The sequence below is a fragment of the Methylorubrum populi genome, assembly GCA_036946625.1.
Taxonomy (GTDB): domain Bacteria; phylum Pseudomonadota; class Alphaproteobacteria; order Rhizobiales; family Beijerinckiaceae; genus Methylobacterium; species Methylobacterium populi_C.
The window spans coordinates 1,050,049-1,074,433 of record JAQIIU010000002.1; the positions used below are offsets into that span (position 1 = coordinate 1,050,049).

Below are 24,385 nucleotides of genomic sequence, written 5' to 3' on the forward strand. Positions count from 1 at the left end.
GCCCTTTTCGGTTCTGGACGGCGCGACGCCGAATCAGGCGCGGCCGGACATCGTGCGGCGGCGCAGACGGACGATCACCTCGACGCCGGCGATCTCCATGCCCTCGGGCGCATCGGGGAGCGAATCGACCGAGATGCCGCATTCCGGCATGTCGATCACCTCGCCCTCCTCCTCCAGGAAGAAGTGGTGGTGCTCGCTCGGGTTGGTATCGAAATAGGCCTTCGACCCGTCGAGCGCGAGCTGGCGCAGCAGCCCCGCCTCGGTGAACTGGTGCAGCGTGTTGTACACGGTCGCCAGGGAGACCGGCACCTTGGCGCGCATCGCCTCGTCGTAGAGCATTTCCGCCGTCAGGTGGCGGTCGCCACGGCCGAACAGGAGCCAGCCGAGGGAGAGGCGCTGCCGCGTCGGACGCAGACCGGCACGGCGCAGGCGGTCGCGCAGGTCGGAGAGCGGGCAGCCCCGACGAGCCGCGGCACCATCGACCGGGGAGAGGGACCGCGCGTTCAGCACGGCCTGGAGAGGCGTCAGATCGGACATCGCTGGGAACGCTTCCCACTTTTTAGAACGAATATAGCAAGCAAATTATACGGATGACCGGTGCCTGCGGCAACCCGTCCGGGCGCGAAGTCTGGTTTGATGCGTGGACGATGCATGGCCTCTTCGGCGCCGTCCGCTGGCCGGCGAGCGACGACGATGCGTGATCCTCATCGCCGACTGGTATTGTACGAACCCGGAATGGCGGGCGACGGCAGCAGGAACGTGGGGGGCAACAGGAGCGCGGGTCGAAAACCGTGAACCCGATTTCGGGATTTCGGAGCCCTCGGCCCGCTTTGTGGGCGCGGGAAGCCTGTGCTAACGAAGCGCCCATCCCGTCACGCCCCGTCCGCTCCGGCAAGCGTCGGACCCGTCCGTCACCGAGAACCCGTACGTCATCCATGGCCTCTCTCGACCTGCAATCCGACGGTGCTTCTCCGCAGCGCGCCTCGAGCTTCTCCTACGAGGATCTCCTGGCCTGCGGGCGCGGTGAGCTGTTCGGAGCGGGCAACGCCCAGCTTCCGCTGCCGCCGATGCTGATGTTCGACCGGATCACCTCGATCGGCGCCGAGGGCGGCGCGCACGGAAAGGGCCACGTGCTCGCCGAGTTCGACATCCGGCCCGACCTCTGGTTCTTCCCCTGCCACTTCAAGGGCGATCCGGTGATGCCGGGCTGCCTCGGCCTCGACGCCCTGTGGCAGCTCGTCGGCTTCCATCTCGGCTGGCTCGGCGCGCCGGGCCGTGGCCGGGCGCTCGGCGTCGGCGAGGTCAAGTTCACCGATCAGGTGCTGCCGACCGTCCGCCAAGTCGTCTACGGCATCGACATCAAGCGCGTGCGCCAGGGCAAGCTCGTGCTCGGTATCGCCGACGGCTGGCTCGAAGCCGACGGCCGGCGCATCTACGAGGCGAGCGACCTGCGCGTGGCCCTGTTCCGGGCCTGAGATCGTCCGAAGTCCCTTTCGGCGGCCGCTCCCGTGCCGACACGGCTTTCGCATCGGCGCGGAACCGGCCGCGCGCGGTTGAGATTGGCCGCGCATCATCCTAACTGACCCCCGAGGAAACGCCGCGACTTGCAGCGGCGCAAGCAGCACGAGCCATCATGCGGCGAGTCGTCATCACCGGGATGGGCATCGTCTCGTCCATCGGCAGCAACACCCAGGAGGTTCTGGCCTCCCTGCGCGAGGCCCGCTCGGGCATCGCGCATTCCGAGGCGCAGGCCGCGCACGGCTTCCGCAGCCAGGTGGCGGGGGCCCCGTCGATCGACCCGGAGGGCGTCGTCGACCGCCGCGCCATGCGCTTCCACGGCGGCGGCACCGCCTGGAACCACATCGCCATGGATCAGGCGATCCGCGATGCCGGCCTGGAAGAGTGCGAGATCTCCAACGACCGCACCGGCATCATCATGGGCTCGGGCGGACCGTCCACCCGCACCATCGTCGAATCGGCCGCCATCGCCCGCGACAAGGGACCGAAGCGCGTCGGCCCGTTCGCGGTGCCGAAGGCGATGTCCTCGACCGCCTCGGCCACGCTCGCGACCTGGTTCAGGATCCGCGGCGTGAACTATTCGATCTCCTCGGCCTGCGCGACCTCGAACCACTGCATCGGCAACGCCGCCGAGATCATCCGCGGCGGCCGCCAGGACATCATCTTCGCGGGCGGCTGCGAGGAACTCGACTGGACGCTCTCCGTCCTGTTCGACGCCATGGGCGCCATGTCCTCGCGCTACAACGAGACCCCGGCCCGCGCCTCTCGCGCCTACGACGTGAACCGCGACGGCTTCGTCATCGCGGGCGGCGCCGGCGTGCTGGTGCTGGAGGAACGCGAGCACGCCAAGGCCCGCGGCGCGCGGATCTACGGCGAGGTCGCCGGTTACGGCGCCACCTCCGACGGTCACGACATGGTCGCCCCCTCCGGCGAGGGCGCCGTGCGCTGCATGCGCCAGGCGATGGAAGACCTGAAGGGTGCGCGGATCGACTACATCAACCCGCACGCCACCTCGACGCCGGTCGGCGACGACAAGGAGATCGAGGCGATCCGCGCGGTGTTCGGCGCGGGCGAGGCCTGCCCGCCGATCTCGGCGACCAAGTCGCTGACCGGCCACTCCCTCGGCGCGACCGGCGTGCAGGAGGCGATCTACGCGCTCCTGATGATGAACGACGGCTTCATCTGCGAGAGCGCGCATATCGACGCGCTCGATCCGGCCTTCGCCGACATGCCGATCCTGCGCCAGCGCCGGGACGGGGTGCGGCTCGGCCACGTCATGTCGAACTCGTTCGGCTTCGGCGGCACCAACGCGACCCTCGTGCTCAAGCACCCGGATGCGTAGAGGCGGCGAGGGTGCGCATCGCAGTGCAGCCTCGACATCTTCGCATCTGCGAGAACAACGGCGAAGCATAAGCGTCAGCCTAGTCTGGTGAATCTGCGGAACCTGACGTTTGCGTTCGCGTTCCTGCTTCGATAGGCAGGTTCGCATCATGATCTTGATTTTCGCTCTGCTCAGCCTTGTCGGCGTGGCCGTCGCCGCCAGCGTCGCGGTGCGTGCGAAGCAGACGCTGATCGACGATGCGCAATCCGGGACCCGCGGCTACTTCTGATCCGTCCCGATCGCGCACCCGGTCATCTGCCCGATCGCTCCGAGCCCCGCCGCGTCGCGCCGGGGCATTTTCATGCCCGGCGCCTGGCACCCCGTGCGCAACGAGACCTCACGCGTGGACAGGCCGTCGCCCGGCGGGCTAAGCCTCCCGAAGGGGCGCCGCGCTGTCGGAGCGGCGCCGGGCCGAACGCGTACGGATTTGAGAATGACGGGTTTGATGGCGGGCAAGCGCGGCCTCATCATGGGGGTCGCCAACGATCACTCGATCGCATGGGGCATCGCCAAGACCCTGCACCGGCACGGGGCCGAACTCGCCTTCACCTACCAGGGCGAGGCGCTCGGCCGCCGGGTCGCGCCGCTGGCCGCCTCCGTCGGCTCCGAGACCGTGCTGCCCTGCGACGTGGAGGATCTCGCCACGGTCGACGCCGCTTTCGCCGCTCTCGACGCGCGCTTTCCCGACGGGATCGACTTCATCGTCCACGCCATCGGCTTCTCCGACAAGGCGCAGCTCAAGGGCCGCTACGTCGACGTCACCACCCGCGCGAACTTTTCGCGCACCATGACGATCTCCTGCTTCTCCTTCACCGAGATCGCCCAGCGCGCCGCCGCCCGGATGCCGCGGGGCGGCTCGCTCCTGACGCTGACCTATGCCGGCTCCACCCGCGTGATGCCGAACTACAACGTGATGGGCGTGGCCAAGGCGGCGCTCGAGGCTTCGGTCCGTTATCTCGCCAGCGACCTCGGCCCCGACGGAATCCGCGTCAACGCGCTCTCGGCCGGCCCGATGCGCACGCTCGCCGGCTCCGGCATCGCCGATGCCCGCCTGATGTACAATCACCAGAAGGCGCACGCGCCGCTGCGGCGCACCGTGACCCTGGACGATGTCGGCAATTCCGCGCTCTACCTCCTCTCCGACCTGTCCGGCGGCGTGACCGGCGAGATCCACTTCGTGGATTCGGGCTACAACATCATCTCGATGCCCCGCCCGGCCGTGCTTCAGGCGCAGGACGAGGCCGGGGTCGTCGGCGACGACTGAACCCGAGCTCGATCGGCGGGGGCGTCTCGCAGGGCCATCGCTTCGAGCGATTGCCCTGAGGCGTGTCGTCGCGTCGCTTGTGCGCGATCACGGAGCGCCGCAGGGTGCGGCCCGCGATGATCCCCTCCCCGTCTCGACCCCTCACGCGATCCGCGCTTCGCGCCGCCCTCCCCGCCGCGCTGCTGCTCGTCGCCGGTTCCGGTGCGGCGCTGGCGCAGAGCGTCACCCTCGATCTCGGCGCGGGGGGCACCACCGAGCGGGCGCTCCAGCTCGTCGCGCTGATCACCGTCCTGGCGCTGGCGCCCTCGGTGCTGGTGATGGCGACCGCCTTCACCCGGATCGTCGTGGTGCTCTCGATCCTGCGCTCGGCCCTCGGCACGCAGACCGCGCCGCCGAACGCGGTGGTGGTCAGCCTCGCCCTGTTCCTGACCGCCTTCGTCATGGCGCCGACCGCCCGCGAGGCCTACCGCGCCGGGATCGAGCCGCTGACGGCCGGGCAGATCAGCCAGTCCCAGGCGTTCGAGCGGGCCTCGGCCCCGTTCAAGACCTTCATGCTGCGCAACGTGCGCGAGAAGGATCTCAAGCTCTTCCTCGACATGGCCCGCCAGTCCGCGCCCGCCGGCCCCGAGGCGATCGGCCTGGAGATCGTCACGCCGGCCTTCATGATCTCGGAGTTGCGACGCGCCTTCGAGATCGGCTTTCTCCTGTTCATCCCCTTCCTGATCATCGACCTCGTCGTCGCCTCGGTGCTGATGGCGATGGGCATGATGATGCTGCCGCCCGCGACCGTGGCGCTGCCGTTCAAGCTGATCTTCTTCGTGCTGGTGGACGGCTGGACGCTGGTGGCGGGCTCCCTCGTTCAGAGCTACGGAGGGTGAGCTTGGCCGCGATGCGATTCGACGTCGCGGCAGCACGAAGAGGAATTCGACGCATGGATCCGAGGACCGTCACCGCCCAGTGGACGCCGCGGATGCTGAGCATCCTGCGGATCGTCGCGTCGCTGATTTTCATGGCGCACGGCACGCAGAAGGTCCTGGGGTTCCCGGCGAGCGCGATGAACCCGCCGCTGATGTCCCTGCCGGGCGTGGCGGGCCTGATCGAACTGGTCGGCGGCTTCCTGCTGCTGATCGGCCTGTTCAGCCGTCCGGTCGCCTTCATCCTCTCGGGCGAGATGGCCTTCGCCTACTTCATCGGGCACGCACCCAAGAGCTTCTTCCCGGCGCTCAACGGCGGCGACGCGGCGATCCTCTACTGCTTCGTGTTCCTCTACATCGCCTTCGCCGGCCCCGGCCCGTGGAGCGTCGATGCGCAGCGCAATCGCGCGGCCTGATACCGTTTCCGATCGATCGCTTCGGGTTTCGCCCCCCTCCGTCATCGCGAGCGGCAGCGAAGCGATCCAGGGCGCGGGCATGTCCGGAAAGGCGCGCCCTGGTTTGCCACGGCTTCGCCTCGCAAGGACGTGAGGACAGCCCGAAGTCATCAACTGGATGTCGTATGATACCAGCCGGCGATGAGGATCACGCATCGTCGGCTGCCCCCGCGCCAAGGGATGCGGCTTGGGGGCGGCGGCCATCCGCCGGATGCGCCGATCCCGACCGATGGTCGGGATCGGCGCTGCTTGGTATAATGAGGCTCGCTCACCCCGGCGGCGGCGAGGGAACGTCGGCGCGGCTGCCGGGCGCCTCGCTGCCGCGCTCGGGCACGGCGCTGTCGGGATAGCGCTTGCGGTATTCCGTGAGGAAGGCGGCGAGCGTTTCCGCCTTGGTGGCGCGTAACGCCGCGTCGCGGAAGGCGGCGGTGCGGGGCGCGTCCGGGCGGGTCAGCATGGCGAAGGTGCGGGCATCCGCGCTCTCGGCCATCAGGCCGGCGAACTTCGCCTTCAGGCGCTCCAGCCCCAGGGTCTCGCCGGCGAGCCCGTAGGCGAGGCCCGCACGGATCACGTCGGCCCGCGCCACGTCGTCGAGGGGTTTTCCGGAGCGCCAGGCCGGGCCGAGAATCGTCTCGTGGGCCTCGCCCGCCTCGCGCCAGCGCCGGGCCGCCCACAGGATGTCGGCCCGCAGCCGCTCGGCATCCGCTCCGGTCTCGCCCTCGACGGTTTCCAGGGCGAGGTCCGTGCGGGAAAGGTCGGAGAGGGCGCGGGCGCGCAGCAGCGCGCGGGCGCGGCGCACGTCCTCTGACAGCTCGGGCAGATGGGTGGCGTCGAGCGTCTGCAGCGCCTGGAGCGGCTTGCCCTCCATCAGCCGGATCGTGGCGAGCCGGGCCGAGACGGAGGAGCGGGCGGCACCCTCCAGGCGGTGGTCGATCTGGTATTGCAGCAGCTCGTCGGCGGAATCGAGCAGGTCGAGGGCCACGAGGCGGTCGGCCAAGCGCCGGACGATCTCGTCGGCGCGCCGGCCGGCCGGGGCGAAGTCCTTGAAATCGAAGTAGAGCGCCAGCGCCTCGACGCCGCCGAGCTTCTCTCCGCGCGAGCCGAGGAACAGATCCTCGAACACCGCCTGCGCCCGCTCGTGCAGCGCCCGCGTCGTCGGCGCCTCGGGGCTGAGCGCGTTGGCGCGGCGCGCGGTGGTGAAGATCTTGCGCCAGCGTCCGGCCTCCTCGTAGAGGCCGCCGAGCGCACCGAGCGTGCCGATCTCGGTCGCGCCCCCGTGCCAGGTCATCGCCAGGATCTCGAGCCGGTCGATCGCGTCGGGCAGGGGCGTCCTGCCGAGCGCGCGGCCGAGCGCGGCGGCACGCAGGGTCGCCTCCGCCGCCAGCGGCCACGCCGCCTGATCCCGCAACGTCTCGTAGGCGGCGAGCGCCGCGGTGCCGCGCCCGGTCGCCTCGTCCATCCTGGCGCGCAGGAGCGCCAGCCGGTCCCGGGTGTCTTCGGTGGCGGCGCGGCTGGCGGCGACCGATTCGCGCACCACCGCCTCCCAATCGCCGGTCTCGACCGCCGCTTCGGCGGCGGCGGCATGGAACAGCGAGGCGAGCGGCTCCGGATAGCGATCGAGAACGGATTCGCCCACGCGCAGGGCGGAGGCCGCCTCGCTCCAGCGGCCGGCGGCGGCATCGGCGAAGCCGCGCCAGAGCCGGGCCTCGGGATTGGTGGCGAGACGCTCGTCGCCGAGCACCTTGCGCGCTTCCTCGGCACGGCCGATCCGGGCGAGCAGGATGCCCCGCATCAGCGCGGTCTGCCGGTCGCCGTCGATCACCACGTCCTCGGCCGCGGCCGCCGTGAGCGCGCCGAGCGCCTCCACGTCGAGATCGTTGGCCATCAGCGCCTTGGCGAGGCCGAGGCGGGCGGCGCCGCGGTCGCGGCGATGCGCCTCGACGGCGGCGACGAATCCCTCGCGCAGCACCGTGCGCACGTCCCCGCGCTGCGCCCGTTCCCAGGCGTCGCGATCGATCAGGAGTTCGCCGACCGCGCCGACCGGCAAGTCGGCGGGGCGGGAGACGCCCGATACGGCCAAGCCCCCCTCTCGGCCGTCCCGGCCGCCCTCCCGGCCGATCGCGACGCCGTCGAGGTCCGGCCGCACGATCAGGTCGTCGGCCTGGGCGAGCACGGCGAGTCCGAGCCGGCTCGGGATCAGCTCGAACTCGACGAAGCGCTGCGCCTTGACCACGCCGGCCGGACGGGTGCCGTCGCTGGTGACCACGGCGATGCGCTCGCCGTCGAGATCGAGCCAGCCGGCGGGACCGGCCTCGGGCAGCCGCAGGGTGATGCCGAGCCGGCCCTGCGCCGCCGGGGCGCGCTGGGCGATCAGGCTCTCGCTCGGCGCCAGCCCGTCGCCCGCCACCAGTTCCCAACCCGCCGGCTCGGTGACCGGCAGGAGATCCACGAGCCGCCCCGCGGGCGCGCTGAAGCGCAGGACCGTCAAGCCGCCGCTGCGCAGGGGCGGCCCGACCGGGACGAGCCCCGTCGCGCCGGGCGGCGGAACGGTCACGGGTTCGGCCGTGACGAAAACGAGATTGACGATCCCGCCGCGCTCGAACAGCGCCGCCGGCACGCGCTTGTCGAAGGGGAAGACGAGGCCGGAGCCGGCCTTGCGCGGCGTCGGCGCGGCCCGGCGCGGCAGGTCCGCCTTCGGTGTCGGTGCGGGTGCCGATGCCGGGGCCTCCTTCGGTTCCTCCTTCGCTGCGGCGGTCGGCGCGGGCGCCTCGGCGGGCTTCGATGCCTTGGCGAGGAAGTCGATGGTGACGACATCCTCGTCGCGCTCGGTCGCCAGCGTCAGGCCTTCGGCGGGCGTCGCGACGATCCGAGCCTCGCCGGCCTCGGTCTCGACCGCGATCCGTCCCACGGACGGATCGAGGCGACCGCGCAGGGATTGGTCGTCGATCCGCCACGCGCCGGGCAGCGTCAGGCGCGTTCCGGTGCCGTTCGGGGCGAAGGCGGCTTCCGTGCCCGCCGGCAGGCGCAGGCTGAGCCGGGTGCGGGCGGCGTCGCGCGCGAGTTCCAGCGCCAGCGGACGCGGCGGCGGAGCCGGGTTGCGCGCCTTCAGGCTCGCCTCGGCGGCGGTCGCCCGGCGGGCGAGTTCGGCCACCACCTCGGTGGGCAGCGGCGGCGGAAAGCCGCTCCACGTCTCCGGCAGGAGATCGACGAAGACCTGCTCGCCGGCATCCTGAACGTTGATGCGGTAGGGCCGCTGCAGGGCGAGCCGCAGGGCCGAGCCGTCGGGATCGCGGCGCACCACGGTGACGTAGTCCGGCATGCCGGCGGCGATCCGCTCGGGGCCGGCACTCACCGCCTCGCCGAAGCCGAGGACGAGGATCGCCCCCGACAGCCGCGCCTTGACCGCCACCGGCCCGTCGAAGGTGAGGACGATGCGGCCGAAGCCGTCCGATTGCGCGCCCTTGGCCGAGACGAGCCGGGCGGCGTCCGCGGCGGAGGCCGCGGCGCAGAAGCCGAGCGCGAGGCCGGCGCGCAGGAAAACCCTGCCCGGACGCAGCCGCTTGCCCTGACCGGCCCGTCCCCCCATCGCGCGAAACGCCCGCCTCCGCGGCACCCGGCCTCGGAATCGGAGGCCGGGCGCCGAACGCCACTCGTGCGGGCACTCTGGCCCAACGCGGTGAACGGGCGCTTAAAGGGAGACTACGACGCCTTGCGCAGGACGAGGCCGGGAATCGCGGTGCCCTTCTCGCCGAACAGCTCGACCGCCTTGCGGCAGCTCCCCTCGACATCCTTCCGGTAGGCTTCCGTGTAGCTCATGCTGCGCATCAGCAACTCGCCCTTGGAGATCGCGTCGAGATCGACGCCCATGGCGGCGACGACCGCCTTGAACCGCTCGTAGTCCGGCCGCGCCTCCTTGCAGGATTCGCCGACGAAGCGGACGAGCCCGGCCAGCTTGGCCGCCTGCTGATCCTGAGGCGTCCGCGGTACCGCCTCCGCGCTCCCCGGCGCCGGCGCCGGCGGCGCGGCCTCGGTCGCCGGCTTCGCGGCGCCGGCCGGTGTCTCTTCGGCCTGCACGGCGAGCGGCGACAAGGCGAGGAGCGCGGCTGCGATGGCAAGGTTCTTCACGGTGCTTCTCCCTGACCTCTTCATTTGATTATTATTTCGTATTTATTTTTCGATGGTGCAGATTAGCAAGATCGTGCCCGCGTTGCTGCCCCCATCCGGAATTTTCTCGGGGCGCCGATCGCTCCGCTGCGACCGGCGCCTCCGATCCTCAGATCGGGATCCCGGCCCTCTGCGCCGCCATCAGCGCGAAGGCATAGATCAGTCCGACCTCCTCCAGGCGGTCGAAGCGGCCGGCGGCGCCGCCATGGCCGGCCTCCATGTTGATCTTGAGCAGGACCGGGCCGCCGCCGGTCATGGTGGCGCGCAGCCGCGCGATCCACTTGGCGGGCTCCCAGTAAGTCACCCGCGGATCGGTGAGGCCGCCAAGCGCGAGGATCGCCGGATAGGCCTTGGCCGCGACGTTGTCGTAGGGCGAGTAGGCGAGGATGGTCCGGAACGCCGCCTCGCTCTCGGCCGGGTTGCCCCATTCGGGCCATTCCGGCGGGGTGAGCGGAAGGTCCGCGTCGAGCATGGTGTTGAGCACGTCGACGAAGGGCACGTCGGCGACGATGCCGGCGAACAGCTCCGGGGCGAGGTTGGCGGCGGCGCCCATCAGCATGCCGCCCGCGCTGCCGCCATGGGCGACGATGCGGCCTTCCGCCGTGTAGCCGGCCTCGATCAGCGCCCGTCCGCAGGCGACGAAGTCGGTGAAGGTGTTGGGCTTCTTCTCGCGTTTTCCGTCGAGATACCAGTTCCAGCCCTTCTCGGTGCCGCCGCGGACATGGGCGATGGCGTAGACGAAGCCGCGGTCGACGAGGCTGAGCAGGTTGGTGCGAAACGCCGCCGGCATCAGCGTGCCGTAGGAGCCGTAGCCGTAGAGCAGCAGCGGCGCCGAGCCGTCGAGGGCGAGGCCACGGCGGTGCAGCAGCGAGATCGGCACGCTCTCGCCATCGGGCGCGGTCGCGAACAGGCGGCGGGTGACGTAGTCGGCGGGCTCGTGGCCGCTCGGCACGGTCTGGCGCTTGCGCAGGATGCGGGCGCGGGTGACGCAATCGTAGTCGTAGGTCTCGGCCGGTGTCGTCATCGACGCGTAGGTGAAGCGGATGCGTGCCGTCTCGAACTCGTAGCCCGACAGGAGACCGAGCGCGTAGGCCTCCTCGGCGAACGAGACCGTGTGCTCCTCGCCCTTCATGTCGCGCACGACGATGCGCGGCAGGGCGTTCTCCAGTTCGAGCCGCACCAAGTGATGGCCGAGCACGTGCAGGCGGCGGATCATCACGCCGGGGCGGTAGGGCACGGCGTCGCGCCAGTTCCGGCGTGCGGTGGCGTCGAGGGGGCAGGTGACGACCTTGAAGTCCACCGCGCCGTCGGCATTCGTCAGGATGACGAGATACGAGCCCCAGTGCTCGACCGAGTAGATCAGTCGCGCTTCGCGGGGCGCGACGCAGGCGAGCCGGCCCTCGTCGTCGGCGCGGTCGAGGAGATGGACCTCCGCCGTCTCGTGGTCGCTCGCGGTGACGGTGAGGTAGGTGCCCGACTGGGTGCGGCCGATATTCACGAAGAAGCCCGGATCGGCCTCCTCGTAGACGAGGGTGTCGTCCGCCTGCTCCGTGCCGAGGCGGTGGCGCATGACGCGGGCCGGGCGGTGGTTCTCGTCGAGCGCGACGTAGAAGAAGGCGGTGCCGGCGGCGTTCCACACCGCCTCGCCCGCGGTCGATTCGACCCGCTCCGGGCGGTCCTCGCCGCTGTCGAGGTCGCGCACCCGGATGGTGTGGAGTTCCGCTCCGCTGGTGTCGACGCCCCAGGCGAGCAGGCGGTGGTCGTCGGAATGGGCGGCTCCGGCGATCTCGAAGAAGGCGAGCCCCTCCCCTTCCCGGTCGCCGTCGAGCAGGATCCGCTCGCCGGTCTCGCCATCCTCCGGCTCCTCCGCGATGCGGTGGACGGTCCGGGGGCGGCGGCAGATCAACGGGTGCTGCCCGCCTTCGCGGTGGCGGGAATAGTAGGCGAAGGGGCCGTCGGGCTCGGGCACCGAGGCGTCGTCCTCGCGGATGCGCCCGCGCATCTCGGCGACCAGGGTCTTGCGCAGCTCCGCGGCTTTACCGAGCGCGGCATCGGCATAGGCGTTCTCCGCATCGAGATGGGCGCGGATGTCCGGCGCCAGGGCCGCGGGGCTCTTCAGGACCTCGCGCCAATTCCCGGCCTTGAGCCAGGCGAAGGGATCCTCGATGCGCCGGCCGTGGCGTTCGAAGGCGTGCGGGCGCGCCTCGGCCGCGGGGGCCTCGGGCGGCGGGGCGAAGGGGGGTGGCTCGAAGGTCATCGCCGGGCTCCGGTGCGAACGCATGGACGGGCAGGCGGTGTGCCGCGCCGCGGCGCGGGCCGCAAGACGGCCGCGTGACCGGACAGGGCGATCGCTTGAAGCGTTCGCCCTGATTTTTTGCCGGCCTCAATCGCCGGCGCCCGCCTCCGCGGGCTCAGGCTCTCGCTCCGCGCGGCGCTCTTCGCGCCGCGAAGCCACTGACGCGGCTTCGAGCGATGGCCCTGGTGACCGGACCGCCCGGCTGCCCGGGAAAGCCTGCACGGGCGACTCGCGCAGACCCGTCGAGGACGGATGTCGAGCATTCACGAGAAAATGAGCACATCCCCAACGGGCTCGATCCGTTCAGTTGTGCATACCCGCCCCGTCTTGCGGGTCTAATCTCGATGTTCTAGGCGGTTCCCGTGACTGTGGGGGCGTCACGCCAAACCGAAAACAAGTGGGTCGATTGCACAAGCCGGTCCGTTCCCGGCCGCTTCCGTCGTCGCGTCGGGAGATCGCCTGGGCAGATCGTGCGCAACGCACCGCGAAGGGACATCATTCCATCATGAACGAAACCGAGACGCCGGTCGATTACGTCGCTCTCACGGCCGACATCGTCGCCGCCTACGTGAGCAACAACCCGGTGCCGGCTGCCGAGCTCGCGGGTCTGATCGGCAGCATCCACGGTGCCCTGATCCGGGTCGGCACCGGCCAAGCGGCACCTCAGGCCGCCGCGCCGGAGCCGATCCAGCCGGCCGTGCCGATCAAGAAGTCGATCCAGCCCGACTACCTCGTCTGCCTGGAGGACGGCCGGACCTTCAAGTCGCTCAAGCGGCACCTGCGGGCCAAGTACAACCTCTCCCCCGAGCAGTACCGCGCCAAGTGGGGCCTCGCGGCCGACTACCCGATGGTGGCCCCGAACTACGCCAAGGCCCGGTCCGACCTGGCCAAGGCGATCGGCCTCGGCCAGCCGCGTCCGGGCTACGACGCCGCCGCGTAAGCGGCCCCCGGCCCCGCTCCGCGCCCTCATTCAGCGAAAGCGGGGCCGAATCGGCTTATCAACAGCAAAGATGCGGAACGACGCGCGGTTTCCTGCATTCACCCGTCATGAGCGAAGACAGCCCTTCCGAACGACTGTCCGAGACCAATGAACGGCTTGCGGAATGGGCGGCCCGCTCCGCCTGCGACAGCGACCGCCTGATCGCGCGCTTCGAGGAGATGGGCTACGAGGTGCGCGGCAAGTCCGAGGACGAGATCGCCGCGATCCTCAAGAAGCCGCCGACGAGGCCGGCCCGGGTCTGAATCGACCGGGAGCGCCAGCGTCACGGTGCAACCTGCGGCGGCACCTCGCTCTGTCAAGACTTGTATTAGGACGATTTTCCCTTAGCCTCCGATCGCTGTTCCGGTTCGGGTGGTGTCATGGGAAAAGAACAAAACACGAACATATTCGACGATCTCGGGCGTGAGGCCGAACGCCTGCTCGCCGCTCTGGCGCCTGACGGCGCCTATGCCTTCCCGGACCCGTGCGCGCCGGAAACCCTGATCGTGCGCGGCGGCGGGCGCGGCGTGTCGTTGGGTGCCGGGCGGTTTCCGGCACGGGCCGGCGAGGCGTTGGTGGCGGCCGATCTCGCGGCGCGGGACGACGGGCGGCGCAACCGGCTGGTGATCGGTGCGGCCGGGCGCGCGCGGCTTCGGCGGGCGGAGGCCTGCGGACCCGACAGCTTCCGGATGCAGCACCTCGCCGTGGTGCGGGAGGGGATGGGCGAGGCGGAGCGGCTGCGGGACGCGGCCGAGAGTCCGCTCGCCTGGATGGCGCGGCGGCGCGGACGCGACGGCGAGCCGATGATCGACGCCGCCGCCTTCGCGGCGGGCGAGCGCCTGCGCCACGACCTCGCCGCGGCGCAGATGCTGCCGCAGCTCTCGACCGACTGGACCGCCCCGAGGGTCGATGGCGGCGGACCGCGCGATCCGGCTTCCGCCTCCGACCGGACGATCGCCGCGCGCCAGGGCGTGGAACGCGCCCTCGCGGCGGTCGGCTCCGATCTCTCCGGGCTGCTGATCGACCTGTGCGGCTTCCTCAAGGGGCTGGAGCGGATCGAAGCGGAGCGGCGCTGGCCGGCCCGCTCGGCGAAAGTGGTCGCCCGCATCGCCCTCGGGCGGCTCGCCGAGCATTACGGGATCGAGCGGGCGGCGACTGGGCCGGAGCGGGCGCGCACCCGGTCGTGGCGCTCTCCGCGGATCGGCTGACGGGACCGCCTTGGCCCGTCGGAAGGCGTGCCCTGCCGGAGCGCACCTTCCGACGGGCGATCAGGACACCCTGCCGGCGTCGCGCTGGATCTTCTCGACCATGGCACGGACGCCGTTCGAGCGCTTCGAGGTGACGTGCGCACCGAAATCGAGCTGCTTCAGGAGATCGAGCCCGTCGAGTTTCGCGGCCTGCTCCGGGCTCTTGCCGGAATACAGGGCGACCATCAGGGCGACGAAGCCCTTCACCAGATGCGAGTCGCTGTCGCCCACGATCGTCAGTCGCCCGCCGTCTTCCTCGGCCGAGACGACGAGCCAGACCTGGCTCTCGCAGCCGCGGACGAGGTTCCGATCGGATTTCCACGCCTCCGGCATGGGCGGCAGCAGGCGGCCGAGCTCCATGACGTACACGAGCTGCTCGTGCGGATCGTCGATGAGCTCGAAGTTCTCGATGATGGTGTCGAGGTCGGGCAGCATGGCACTCGAATTCGAAAGGATCGGGAAACCGGCCCCGGATATAGCGAGCGCGGGCCCCGGCCGCGAGGCGCTCTCAGCGCAGGGCGGGCGGAAGCGAGGGCGGGACGTAGGCCCGCGCTTCGGGCAGTTGCAGCAGGAGCGGGTCGGCCGCCGTCGCCATGCCGCTCACCGCGATCTCGGCCTGGGCGGCGTAGGCGGCGATCAGGCGCGGGCCCAGCTTCGGCACGCCCTCCCGCCCCTCGGCGGCGGCTTCACCGGCCTCCGAGACGATCGAGAGCCGCACCGGCGCACCGATGCCGGCATCGATGCGGATGGCGATGCAGCAGATCTCGGTCGTGGTATCGAGGCATTCGGCGACGATCTCGGCCACGATCATGCCCAGCGCGTTGGCGGTGCGGGGCTCGACGAGGCTCGTGCCGTCGCCCTCGACGGAGACCCCGATCCGCCCTGCCCGGCGCAGTTGCCCGAGGCCCGAGGCGAGCCGGCGGAGATAGTCGCGCAGATCGATCGAGGCGATGTGGGGCGCCTCGTGCAGGTGCTGCTGCACCAGGGCGATCGCCCGCACCCGCTGCCCCAGGGCATCGAAGCTGCCGCGGCATGGTTCCGGCGCGGCGCGGCCGTAGAGGCCGATCAGGCTGACCATCACCTGGAGGTTGTTGCGCACCCGGTGATAGATTTCCGCCAGTAGCGTCTCCTTCTCGATCAGGGCGCGCTCGGCATGCTCCTCGGCGTTCTTGCGGTCGGTGATGTCGAAGCAGGAACCGAGATAGCCCTGGAAGACGCCCTTCTCCTCCAGCGGCCGGCCGGTATCGAGCAGCCAGCGATAGGCCCCGTCGTGGCGGCGCAGGCGGTATTCCACGGTGAAGGGCAGGCGCGATTCGAGGGCCCGGGCCACGATCTCGGCGTGGCGCTCGAAATCGTCCGGGTGCAGGCCCCTGCGCCAGCCGTCGCCGATCTCGTCGGCGAGGGGACGGCCGGTGAACTGGAGCCAGCACTCGTTGTGGTAGGTGGAGCAACCGGAATCGTCCGTGCGCCACATCATCAGCGGCACATGGTCGGCGAAGCGGCGAAAACCGTCGCCCAAGTCGAACGGAGCCTCCCCGCCCGTCCTCGAAAAGCCGCCCGCTGGCGTGTCAGCACCCATTCCGCTCGTCTGTTCGCTCGCTGTGCCGCCTGAAAACGATCGTGTCTCGCGGCCGGTCAACGTCCGCGGTGTTGGGCCGTTCCGGGCTGTCCACAAGTCGACAAATCCGTCAGGACGGACAAGCCTCCGCCGCGGCCTGCGGTCAAGCTCCGATTCACGAATGCTCGACCACCTCCCGGATGCGCGTCGCCAGAAGCGCGACCGGGAAGGGTTTCGTGATCATCCCCGGGCCGGGGTCGAGTGGGCCGCCGAACGTTTGACTCGAATTCCTCGTGCCGGCTTTCTCGGGCCGGCGGCTCGAATCACCGCGGGTCTCGACCGGCATTCGCCCGCTCCGGCCTCGGTTGCACACGAAGCGGCGGCCAGCCCACTCAGCCGAAAGGCACAAAACCCGAAAAAGCGGTATTCGCCGCTCCGCCGACCCGGGAAATCGCGTCATGTCGCACGAGATCTGGTCTTGTTTTGCACTGCAATAGGTTCAATCGGCCTCTCGTCACCGGTGCCGCCGGCAAAATGCCATCGAGCTCTTGCCTCGCCGGGCAAGACATGCATTGTACTTGTCGTCCGCCGCAGATCCAGCGGGAGAGCCCAGTTCGGCCATTGCCGCCGTTCATGGCGTCGAGGAGCGACCGCCCCCGGAAGCTTCGAGGCACAATCCCGCAAGGATTGGACGATCTGGAGGGTGGCGCCCCGGCGCCGCGCCGAAGGACCCAGCCCGGCCGAAGCGCCGGAGGGTCCCCAGGAACCCATGACAGAGGGGGGCACGAAATGCTGGGCGCGGGCATTTCGAAGGCCCGCATGTCGTGGGGAGCACGATGGACACGGATGATTTCGCCTACGATTTCGACGCACCGGACTCGGACTGGAATCACGAGCCGTCGCGGGCCGATCTGTTCCGGCAGATCGACGCGCCGCTCTATACCACCGATTCCGACGGCTGGCTGACCTACTACAACGAGGCTGCCGCGGAGCTGTGGGGCTTCCGTCCCGTCCTCGGAAAAGCCCGCTGGTGCGGATCCTGGCGGCTATTCGAGACGGATGGGACGCCTCTGCCGCACGACCGCTCGCCCATGGCGCTGGCGCTCGCGGGCGAGCGCGCCGTGCGTGGCGTCCAGATCGGCCTCGAACGACCCGACGGGACGCGGATGGGCTTCATGCCCTACCCGACCCTGCTGCGCGATCGCACCGGCGCCGTCACCGGCGGCTCCAACATCCTGCTCAAGGTCGAGCGCCCGAGCCTGCGCGTCCCCTTTCGCGGCACGCTCCGCGGCCGGCCGACCCTCCGCGCTGCCCGAGTCGCGGGCATGCACAGATGTTCGGCGTGACGTTGCCGGAGGCGTCCGCGGAACCCACCTCGTTCGGGCGGGGCGGTCCCGAAAGCTTCTTCCCGGGTCGTCCCACGGCTTGAGAGAAGGAGGACATCATGGCGACCGACACCAACTGGAGCCTCGACGCCGTGCAGAGCCTGCGCAGCATGGCCCGTGAGGGCGTGCCGGTCTCCGTCATCAGCCTGCGGCTGAAGCGGCCGGTCGATGCGGTGAGCGCCAAGCTCGCCGAACTCGGCATCACCCCCAAGCTCGAACGTTGACCGGATACGGCCGGGCCCCGCCGTCACGGCGCGGGGTGCCCGGCTGGCCGCCTCACCAGCTTCCGGTATTCTCCATGGAAGCCCAGGGCTCCTGCGGCGGCTTCGAGCCGCCCTTCTGCAGGATCTCGATGGAGATGCCGTCGGGCGAGCGCACGAAGGCCATGTGCCCGTCGCGCGGCGGGCGGTTGATGGTGACGCCCGCATCCCTCAGCCGCTGGCAGAAGGCGTAGATGTCGTCGACCTGATAGGCGAGATGCCCGAAATTGCGCCCGCCGGAATACGCCTCCGGATCCCAGTTGTAGGTCAACTCGATCAGGGGCGACTTGCTCGATTCGGCGCGCGCCGCGTCCCCGGGCGCCGCGAGGAAGACGAGGGTGAAGCGGCCCTTCTCGTTCTCGACCCGCCGGACCTCCTTGAGACCGAAGGTGTCGACGTAGAAGGCGAGCGCGCGGTCGAGATCCGCCACGCGGACCATCGTGTGCAGGTATTCCATGATTAGCGGTTTCCTTCCGACCGCCGCCTATCTGGGCGAGGCGCGGGGCGCGTCAATCGCAGCGTCCTCCCGCCTCAGGGCAATGGCACGTTGCCTCCCGTGTTCACGCGCCGCACAAGGACGCGGGACCGCCGGTCCGAAACACCGCCCGGCCGCACGGGGAACGCTGGCATGCGCACCGAGACGCCTCCGACCGTCCACCTCGAGGATTACCGCCCGAGCGACCACCTGATCGATCGGGTCGAACTCGACGTGCGCCTCGATCCGCACGACACCCGCGTGACCGCGACGCTGGCGCTCCGCCCGAACCCGGCGGGGCGCGCGGGCGCGCCCCTCGTCCTCGACGGCGACGACCTGACGCTGCTGGCGCTCGACCTCGACGGGCAGGCGCCCGCGCCGGACGCCTACCGGGCCGATCCGTCGGGCTTGACGCTGCACGCGCCGCCGCGGCGGCCGTTCACGCTGCGGATCGAGACGCGGCTCGACCCCACGGCCAACACGAAGCTGATGGGCCTCTACCGCTCCGGCGGCGTCTACTGCACCCAGTGCGAGGCCGACGGCTTCCGGCGCATCACCTATTTCCTCGACCGGCCGGACGTGCTCTCGGTCTACACCACCCGGATCGAGGCGGAGCGAGAGGCCGCCCCCGTCCTGCTCGGCAACGGGAATCCGGTCGAGGCGGGCGCGATCGCCGGCACGGGCCGGCACTACGCGGTCTGGCACGATCCGCACGCGAAGCCCGCCTACCTGTTCGCCCTGGTCGGCGGATGCCTCGACCGGGTGGCCAGGCGCTTCACCACGATGGAGGGGCGCGCGGTCGAGATCGCGGTCTATGTCGAGCCGGGCAAGGGCGACCGGGCCGCCTACGCGCTCGACGCGGTCGAGCGCTCCATGGCCTGGGACGAGACCGCCTTCGGCCGCGCCTACGACCTCGACGTGTTCAACGTCGTCGCCGTCTCCGACTTCAACATGGGGGCGATGGAGAACAAGGGCCTCAACATCTTCAACGACAAGTACGTGCTCGCGTCGCCTGAGACCGCGACCGACGCGGACTACGCGGCGATCGAGGCGATCATCGCCCACGAGTACTTCCACAACTGGTCGGGCAACCGCGTCACCTGCCGCGACTGGTTCCAGCTCTGCCTGAAGGAGGGTCTCACCGTCTTCCGCGACCAGGAATTCTCCTCGGACATGCGCTCGCGCGCCGTCCACCGGATCGCCGAGGTACGGACCCTGCGCGCCCGCCAGTTCCCGGAGGATGCGGGCCCGCTCGCCCACCCGGTGCGGCCGAAGCGATATGCCGAGATCAACAACTTCTACACGGCCACCGTCTACGAGAAGGGCGCCGAGATCGTGCGGATGCTGCGCACCCTGATCGGCGAGGCGGCGTTCCGCCAAGGCATGGACCGCTACTTCGCCGACAACGACGGCACCGCCGCCACCGTCGAGGACTTCTTGCGGGCGTTCGAGGCGGTCACCGGCCGCGATCTGGCGCGCTTCGCCGAATGGTACGAGCGGCCGGGCACCCCGCGGGTGGCCGTCGCCGGCCACTACGACGCCCGCGCGCGGACCTATCGCCTGGAATTCCGCCAGACCCGGCCGGGCGCCGGAGCGGACGCACCGCCGCTCGTCATCCCCGTCGGCCTCGGCCTCGTCGGCGCCGACGGCCCGCTCGCGGCGGCGAGCGAGCGGGTCGTGGACGGCGTGTTCGTCCTCGACACGGCCGAGGACACGCTGACCTTCGAGAACGTGGCGGCCGTGCCGGTGCCCTCGCTGTTCCGCGACTTCTCGGCGCCGGTGCGCGTGGAGCGCGCGCTCGACGACGCCGCGCGCCTGACCCTGCTTCGCCACGACCCGGATCCGTTCAACCGCTGGGAGGCGGCCCAGCGGGTCGCCCTGGGCCTGATGACCACGCAGGTGCGCGGCGGCGACGCGAGCGCGGCGACGGACCTCTTCGCCGCCGCGCTCGACGCCTTCCTCGACGCGGAGGCCCTGCGCGACCCGGCTTTCGCCGCCCAGATCCTGGCCCTGCCGAGCGAGGGCGACGTCGCCGACGAGATCGGCACGGAGATCGATCCCGACGCCATCTTCCGCGCCCGCCGCGACCTGCGCCGCCGCCTCGGCGCCGGTCTGCGCCGGCGTCTGACGAGCCTGCGCGAGACCCTGGCGGAGCCGGCCGGAGCGCCGTTCTCGCCGGATGCGGCCTCCGCCGGCCGGCGGGCGCTGCGCAACGCCGCCCTCGACGGGATCGCCGCGGCCGACGCCGAGGTCGGCACCGCCCTGGCGCAGGCGCAGATCGCGCGCGCCACCAACATGACCGACCGTCTCGCGGGGCTCGCCACCCTCGCGCTGCTGCCGGGCGAGGCCCGCGAGGCGGCGTTGGCCGCCTTCGCCGAGCGTGACGCGGGCGAGCCCCTGGTGCTCGACAAGTGGTTCGCGATCCAGGCCACCATCCCCGAAGAAGGAACCGTCGCGCGCATCCGCCGCCTGCAGGGCCACCCGGCCTTCGCCATGACGAATCCGAACCGCGTGCGCTCCCTCGTCGGCAGCTTCAGCCTCGCCAACCCGACACAGTTCAACCGCCCCGACGGGGCCGGCTACGACCTCGTGGCCGAGACCGTGCTGGCCCTCGACGGCACCAATCCGCAGGTCGCCGCGCGCCTGATGACCGCCTTCGGCTCCTGGCGCCGCCTCGAACCGGTGCGTCGGGCGGCAGCCGAGTCGGCCCTGCGTCGCATCGTTGCCACGCCCGGGCTTTCTCGTGACGCGGCCGATATCGGGACACGAAGCTTGGCCGGCTAGCTAACGTTCTGTCGAGGAACGCGTTTCCACGACTCGCGGGCCGCGCCGCGGCCATGAAGAGCCGCGGCGAGTCAATCCAGCGCTCCAAAAACGGCGTGGACAAACGCCCGCCCCCGATGTCCAATGTGAATACGATTCGGAACAGCCGGTGCGGCCCCGGCCGAAGCGCCGTTCTCAGCCAGTGCAGAGGTGTCGATATGCCGGGGGCGGTCTCCGCGTCCCTGTCCGCACGTGCGCGCGCGGACACGATCCTCGGGATCCAGCGTACGACCGGCACCGCTCAGGCCCGTCTCATCCGGGCCGAGACGTGGCTGCGCTACGCGCTCCCCGCCCTGCTGACCGTGTTCATGCTCACGCTGCTCGGCGTGGCGGTGATCCAGTTGCGCGGGCGCCACGAGGAGGCGATGCGCGTCGCCAGCCGCGAGGCCGAAGCCTTCGCCCGCCTCGCCGCCCTGGCACTCTCGACGGCCCCGGCCGCCGGCGAGACCCGTCTCGACCGGGTTCTGCCGGTCCACCTGCTGCCGGCCGGCTGCGAGGTTCTGGCGATCGGGCCGAACGGTCGGATCCGCGCCGCCTTTCCCCATCCCGTCGTCGCCGCCACCTTCACCGACTATCTCGCCGAGGGCGAGCCGATCGCGATCCTGGGCGAGAGCGCCGGTGCCATGATCGTGGGTCTCCAGGGCGGCGGACAGGCCGTCGTCGCGGCCCGCCGCCTGTCCGACGGATCGGGACAGGTCGCCGTCGTCCAGAGGTTCGAGCCGATCACCGCCGAGTGGTGGCGGAGGCTCTGGCACCACGCCGTCACGCTCTCGGCGATCGGCCTCGTGCTGGCGGGGATGGCCGTCGCCTACATTCTCCAGACCCGGCGGGCGCAGGCGGCGGACGAGGTCTGCGAACTCGTCAAGCAGCGCCTCGACACGGCGCTCGGCCGCGGGCGCTGCGGCCTGTGGGACTGGGACATCGCCCGAGGCACCATCTTCTGGTCCGATTCGATGTATGCCCTGCTGGGCTACACCCCGGAGAAGGTTCTCCTGTCCTTCGGCGACGTGAACGCCCTGCTGCACGCGGAGGACGGCGACCTCTACGGCCTCGCCCGCCACCTCGCGGCGAGCCACGCCACGGTCGACCACGAGTTCCGCATCCGCGACGCCGCCGGCGCGTGGATCTGGCTGCGCACCCGCGCCGAGATCGTCGAGGACGCGGTCGACGGCAGCCGCCACCTCGTCGGCATCGCCATGGACGTCACCGAGCAGCGCCGCCTCGCCGAGTTCACCGCCACCGCCGACATGCGCCTGCGCGACGCGGTCGAGGCGATCTCCGAGGCCTTCGTGCTGTGGGACGCCGGCAACCGGCTGGTGCTGTGCAACTCGAAGTTCCGCGCCCTGCACGCGCTCTCGAACGAGGACGCGGTGCCGGGCCGGCGCTACGACGAGATCATGGGCCGCGGCGCCCTCCCCCCCGTGCGCCGGGGCATACCGGGGGCCGAGCGCGGCCATGCCCGCACCTTCGAGGTGGAATTGGCGGACGGCCGCTGGCTCCAGGTCAGCGAGCGGCGCACCAAGGACGGCGGCTACGTCTCGGTCGGCACCGACATCACCAGCCTGAAGCGACATCAGGAGCAGCTCGTCGCCTCGGAGCGCGAGCTGATCGAGACGGTCAAGGATCTCAAGCGCTCCCGCCGCACCCTGGAGCACCAGACGCAGCAGCTCGCCGACCTGGCCGAGCGCCATCTCGACCAGAAGGCCCGGGCCGAGATCGCCAACCAGGCCAAGTCCGAATTCCTGGCCAACATGAGCCACGAATTGCGCACGCCGCTCAACGCCATCATGGGCTTCGCCGAGCTGATGGAGAGCGAGGTCTACGGCGCGCTGGGCTCCCCCCGCTACGCCGACTATTGCCGCGACATCCAGCAGAGCGGCACCTACCTGCTCTCGGTCATCGACGACATCCTGCACATGTCGCGCATCGAGGCGAAGCGGGTGAAGCTGGTTCGCCGCGACCTCGCCCTCGACAACGCGATCTCCGCCGCGGTGCTGCTGGTCGCCAAGGAGGCCGCCACCAAGTCCGTCGCCATCGACATCGAGCTCGCCGGCCAGCTCCAGGTGCTGGCGGACGAGCGGGCGCTGCAGCAGATCCTGCTCAACATCGTCCAGAACGCGGTGAAGTTCACGCCGGAGGGCGGGCGGATCGCCCTGCGCGGGCGGCCCTGCAACGGCTTCGTCCACCTGTTCATCGGCGATACCGGCATCGGCATCCCCAAATCGGCGATCTCCAAGCTCGGGCGGCCGTTCGAGCAGGTCGAGACCAACCTCACCCGCAGCTACAAGGGATCGGGCCTCGGCCTCGCCATCGCCCGCTCCACCGCCGAACTGCACGGCGGCTCCCTGCGCATCCGCTCGGAGGAGGGCGTCGGCACCATGGTGCTGGTGCGCCTGCCGATGCCGACCCCCGCCCGCCTCGCCGAGATCGCCCGCGAGGCCGAGCGGGACACGCTCACCGCCATCGGCGAACTGGCGGGCGCGAGCCGGGCCAGGAGGGCAGCGCTCCCGGCACTGTGAAGGTCGGGCCTCGCGCATCGCCCCGGAAACCGGCTCCAGCCGGACCCGCGTCTGGCCGGCCGATTGCATCTTCGGCGGCGATGCGCCTTCCGGTCTGAAGCCCGGCCGGGCGTGCCATCGGCCGCTTCCGGCTCGCTGCCCTTCGTTCTTGCTGGAAAATTACCTCATGCACCCGTCGCAAGCCATCGAGGTGATCGGCGCACCGATCGAGATCGGGACGAGCGAGCCCGGCGCCGTGATGGGCCCCGCCTCCCTGCGCACCGCCGGACTTGTGCGGGTGCTGCAGGATCTCGGCGTCTCGGTCGCCGACCGGGGCGACCTCGACCCGGATTGCGTGCCGGGTCAGCGCGATCTTCCGGCGATCCGCGCCTGGATGACCGGGATCTCGCGAGCGGTCGAAGCCTCTCTCGGCCGCGGGAGCCTGCCGCTGGTCGCCGGTGGCGATCACAGCCTTTCCCTCGGCTCGATCGACGGCGCCCTTCGTCATTGCAGCCGCAGCGGCCGGCCGCTCTTCGTTCTCTGGCTCGATGCGCACGCGGACTTCAACACCCTCGAAACATCGCTGTCGGGCAACGTGCACGGCATGCCGCTCGCCGCGCTCTGCGGCGAGCCCGGCTTCGAGGCCCTGTTCGAGGAAGGCGAGCGCCCGTCGCTCGATCCGCGCCACGTCCACCTGTTCGGCCTGCGCTCCATCGATGCGGGCGAGCGGGCGCTCGTGGCACAGCGGCAGGTGCACGTCGTCGACATGCGCAGCATCGACGAGTTCGGCGTGGTGGCGCCCCTGCGGCGCATCCTCGACCGGGTGGCGGCGGTCGACGGCCACCTGCACGCGAGCTTCGACGTCGACTTCCTCGATCCCACCGTCGCGCCCGGCGTCGGCACGACGGTGCCGGGCGGGGCGACCTTCCGCGAGGCGCATCTCATCATGGAGATGCTGTGCGACTCGGGACTCGTCGGCTCCCTCGACGTGGTTGAGCTGAACCCTTTCCTGGACGAGCGCGGGCGCAGTGCCCGGGTGCTCGTCGAGCTGGTGGCGAGCCTGTTCGGCCGCCGTATCATCGACCGGCCGACCGAGGGGGCGCCGCCGGAGGCATGACCGGCGTCATCTGATTTCCTCATGCCAAGGAGGCGTCATACCGTTTCCGAT

Annotated in this window: 21 protein-coding genes; 13 read left to right on the plus strand and 8 right to left on the minus strand. The window is 70.8% G+C overall.

The genetic code is table 11. The annotated features are described in order from the left end of the window. Positions 1-33 precede the first annotated feature (33 nt). Entirely contained in the window at positions 34-537 is a 504-nt protein-coding gene (locus tag PGN25_07010; protein ID MEH3117349.1) for a Fur family transcriptional regulator, read from the minus strand. 398 nt (positions 538-935) lie between these two features. On the opposite strand from PGN25_07010, the gene fabA reads away from it, so the two are divergent. The 5 genes from fabA to PGN25_07035 all read left to right on the plus strand — a co-directional run bounded on the left by fabA (position 936) and on the right by PGN25_07035 (position 5,493). Further along, complete coding sequence (fabA, locus tag PGN25_07015; protein MEH3117350.1) at positions 936-1,475, plus strand: 3-hydroxyacyl-[acyl-carrier-protein] dehydratase FabA; 540 nt, start codon at positions 936-938, stop codon at positions 1,473-1,475. A 158-nt stretch (positions 1,476-1,633) separates the two neighbouring features. Then, positions 1,634-2,860 carry a beta-ketoacyl-ACP synthase I gene (fabB, locus tag PGN25_07020; GenBank protein ID MEH3117351.1) on the plus strand — a complete coding sequence of 409 codons (1,227 nt, stop codon included), beginning with the start codon at positions 1,634-1,636 and terminating at the stop codon, positions 2,858-2,860. A gap of 472 nt (positions 2,861-3,332) precedes the next feature. Further along, entirely contained in the window at positions 3,333-4,163 is an 831-nt protein-coding gene (gene fabI, locus PGN25_07025) for an enoyl-ACP reductase FabI (protein ID MEH3117352.1), read from the plus strand. Positions 4,164-4,279: 116 nt separating this feature from the next. Next, a complete protein-coding gene (gene fliP, locus PGN25_07030; protein MEH3117353.1) occupies positions 4,280-5,041 on the plus strand; it encodes a flagellar type III secretion system pore protein FliP in 762 nt (253 codons plus the stop codon). A 53-nt stretch (positions 5,042-5,094) separates the two neighbouring features. Then, positions 5,095-5,493 (plus strand): DoxX family protein, encoded by a 399-nt coding sequence (locus tag PGN25_07035; protein MEH3117354.1) that lies wholly within the window; start codon positions 5,095-5,097, stop codon positions 5,491-5,493. A 307-nt stretch (positions 5,494-5,800) separates the two neighbouring features. Here PGN25_07035 and PGN25_07040 read toward each other — a convergent pair whose 3' ends face one another. The 3 genes from PGN25_07040 to PGN25_07050 form a co-directional block, all read right to left on the minus strand. Further along, a complete protein-coding gene (locus tag PGN25_07040; protein ID MEH3117355.1) occupies positions 5,801-9,118 on the minus strand; it encodes a hypothetical protein in 3,318 nt (1,105 codons plus the stop codon). A gap of 113 nt (positions 9,119-9,231) precedes the next feature. After that, positions 9,232-9,657, minus strand: a complete 426-nt coding sequence (locus tag PGN25_07045) for a hypothetical protein (protein MEH3117356.1) — start codon at positions 9,655-9,657, stop codon at positions 9,232-9,234. 148 nt (positions 9,658-9,805) lie between these two features. Then, positions 9,806-11,953 carry a S9 family peptidase gene (locus PGN25_07050; GenBank protein ID MEH3117357.1) on the minus strand — a complete coding sequence of 716 codons (2,148 nt, stop codon included), beginning with the start codon at positions 11,951-11,953 and terminating at the stop codon, positions 9,806-9,808. A gap of 544 nt (positions 11,954-12,497) precedes the next feature. Between PGN25_07050 and PGN25_07055 the strand changes: the two genes are divergently transcribed. The 3 genes from PGN25_07055 (at position 12,498) to PGN25_07065 (ending at position 14,179) form a co-directional block, all read left to right on the plus strand. Beyond that, the gene (locus PGN25_07055; GenBank protein MEH3117358.1) at positions 12,498-12,932 is read left to right on the plus strand and encodes a MucR family transcriptional regulator; all 435 of its coding nucleotides are present in this window, start codon (positions 12,498-12,500) and stop codon (positions 12,930-12,932) included. Between the two features lie 107 nt (positions 12,933-13,039). Beyond that, on the plus strand, positions 13,040-13,234 hold the full coding sequence (locus PGN25_07060; protein ID MEH3117359.1) for a hypothetical protein: 195 nt from the start codon (positions 13,040-13,042) through the stop codon (positions 13,232-13,234). Between the two features lie 117 nt (positions 13,235-13,351). Beyond that, positions 13,352-14,179: a DUF6456 domain-containing protein gene (locus PGN25_07065; protein ID MEH3117360.1), complete on the plus strand. Its 828-nt coding sequence runs from the start codon at positions 13,352-13,354 to the stop codon at positions 14,177-14,179. Positions 14,180-14,239: 60 nt separating this feature from the next. Here PGN25_07065 and PGN25_07070 read toward each other — a convergent pair whose 3' ends face one another. From PGN25_07070 to PGN25_07080, 3 genes are all read right to left on the minus strand, one after another. Next, positions 14,240-14,653, minus strand: a complete 414-nt coding sequence (locus tag PGN25_07070; protein ID MEH3117361.1) for a SufE family protein — start codon at positions 14,651-14,653, stop codon at positions 14,240-14,242. Positions 14,654-14,726: 73 nt separating this feature from the next. After that, positions 14,727-15,797, minus strand: a complete 1,071-nt coding sequence (locus PGN25_07075; GenBank protein ID MEH3117362.1) for a PAS domain S-box protein — start codon at positions 15,795-15,797, stop codon at positions 14,727-14,729. Between the two features lie 154 nt (positions 15,798-15,951). Continuing rightward, positions 15,952-16,122 carry a hypothetical protein gene (locus PGN25_07080; protein MEH3117363.1) on the minus strand — a complete coding sequence of 57 codons (171 nt, stop codon included), beginning with the start codon at positions 16,120-16,122 and terminating at the stop codon, positions 15,952-15,954. Positions 16,123-16,612: 490 nt separating this feature from the next. On the opposite strand from PGN25_07080, the gene PGN25_07085 reads away from it, so the two are divergent. Continuing rightward, on the plus strand, positions 16,613-17,122 hold the full coding sequence (locus PGN25_07085) for a hypothetical protein (protein MEH3117364.1): 510 nt from the start codon (positions 16,613-16,615) through the stop codon (positions 17,120-17,122). 98 nt (positions 17,123-17,220) lie between these two features. Continuing rightward, positions 17,221-17,385 (plus strand): hypothetical protein, encoded by a 165-nt coding sequence (locus PGN25_07090; GenBank protein ID MEH3117365.1) that lies wholly within the window; start codon positions 17,221-17,223, stop codon positions 17,383-17,385. 52 nt (positions 17,386-17,437) lie between these two features. On the opposite strand, the gene PGN25_07095 is transcribed toward PGN25_07090, so the two are convergent. Then, the gene (locus PGN25_07095; GenBank protein MEH3117366.1) at positions 17,438-17,878 is read right to left on the minus strand and encodes a VOC family protein; all 441 of its coding nucleotides are present in this window, start codon (positions 17,876-17,878) and stop codon (positions 17,438-17,440) included. A 171-nt stretch (positions 17,879-18,049) separates the two neighbouring features. Here PGN25_07095 and pepN point away from each other — a divergent pair, with 171 nt between their 5' ends. From pepN to rocF, 3 genes are all read left to right on the plus strand, one after another. Further along, on the plus strand, positions 18,050-20,680 hold the full coding sequence (pepN, locus tag PGN25_07100) for an aminopeptidase N (protein MEH3117367.1): 2,631 nt from the start codon (positions 18,050-18,052) through the stop codon (positions 20,678-20,680). A gap of 197 nt (positions 20,681-20,877) precedes the next feature. Next, complete coding sequence (locus tag PGN25_07105; GenBank protein MEH3117368.1) at positions 20,878-23,238, plus strand: ATP-binding protein; 2,361 nt, start codon at positions 20,878-20,880, stop codon at positions 23,236-23,238. Positions 23,239-23,404: 166 nt separating this feature from the next. Then, positions 23,405-24,334, plus strand: coding sequence for an arginase (gene rocF / locus PGN25_07110; GenBank protein ID MEH3117369.1), 930 nt, complete (start codon positions 23,405-23,407; stop codon positions 24,332-24,334). Positions 24,335-24,385: the final 51 nt, after the last annotated feature.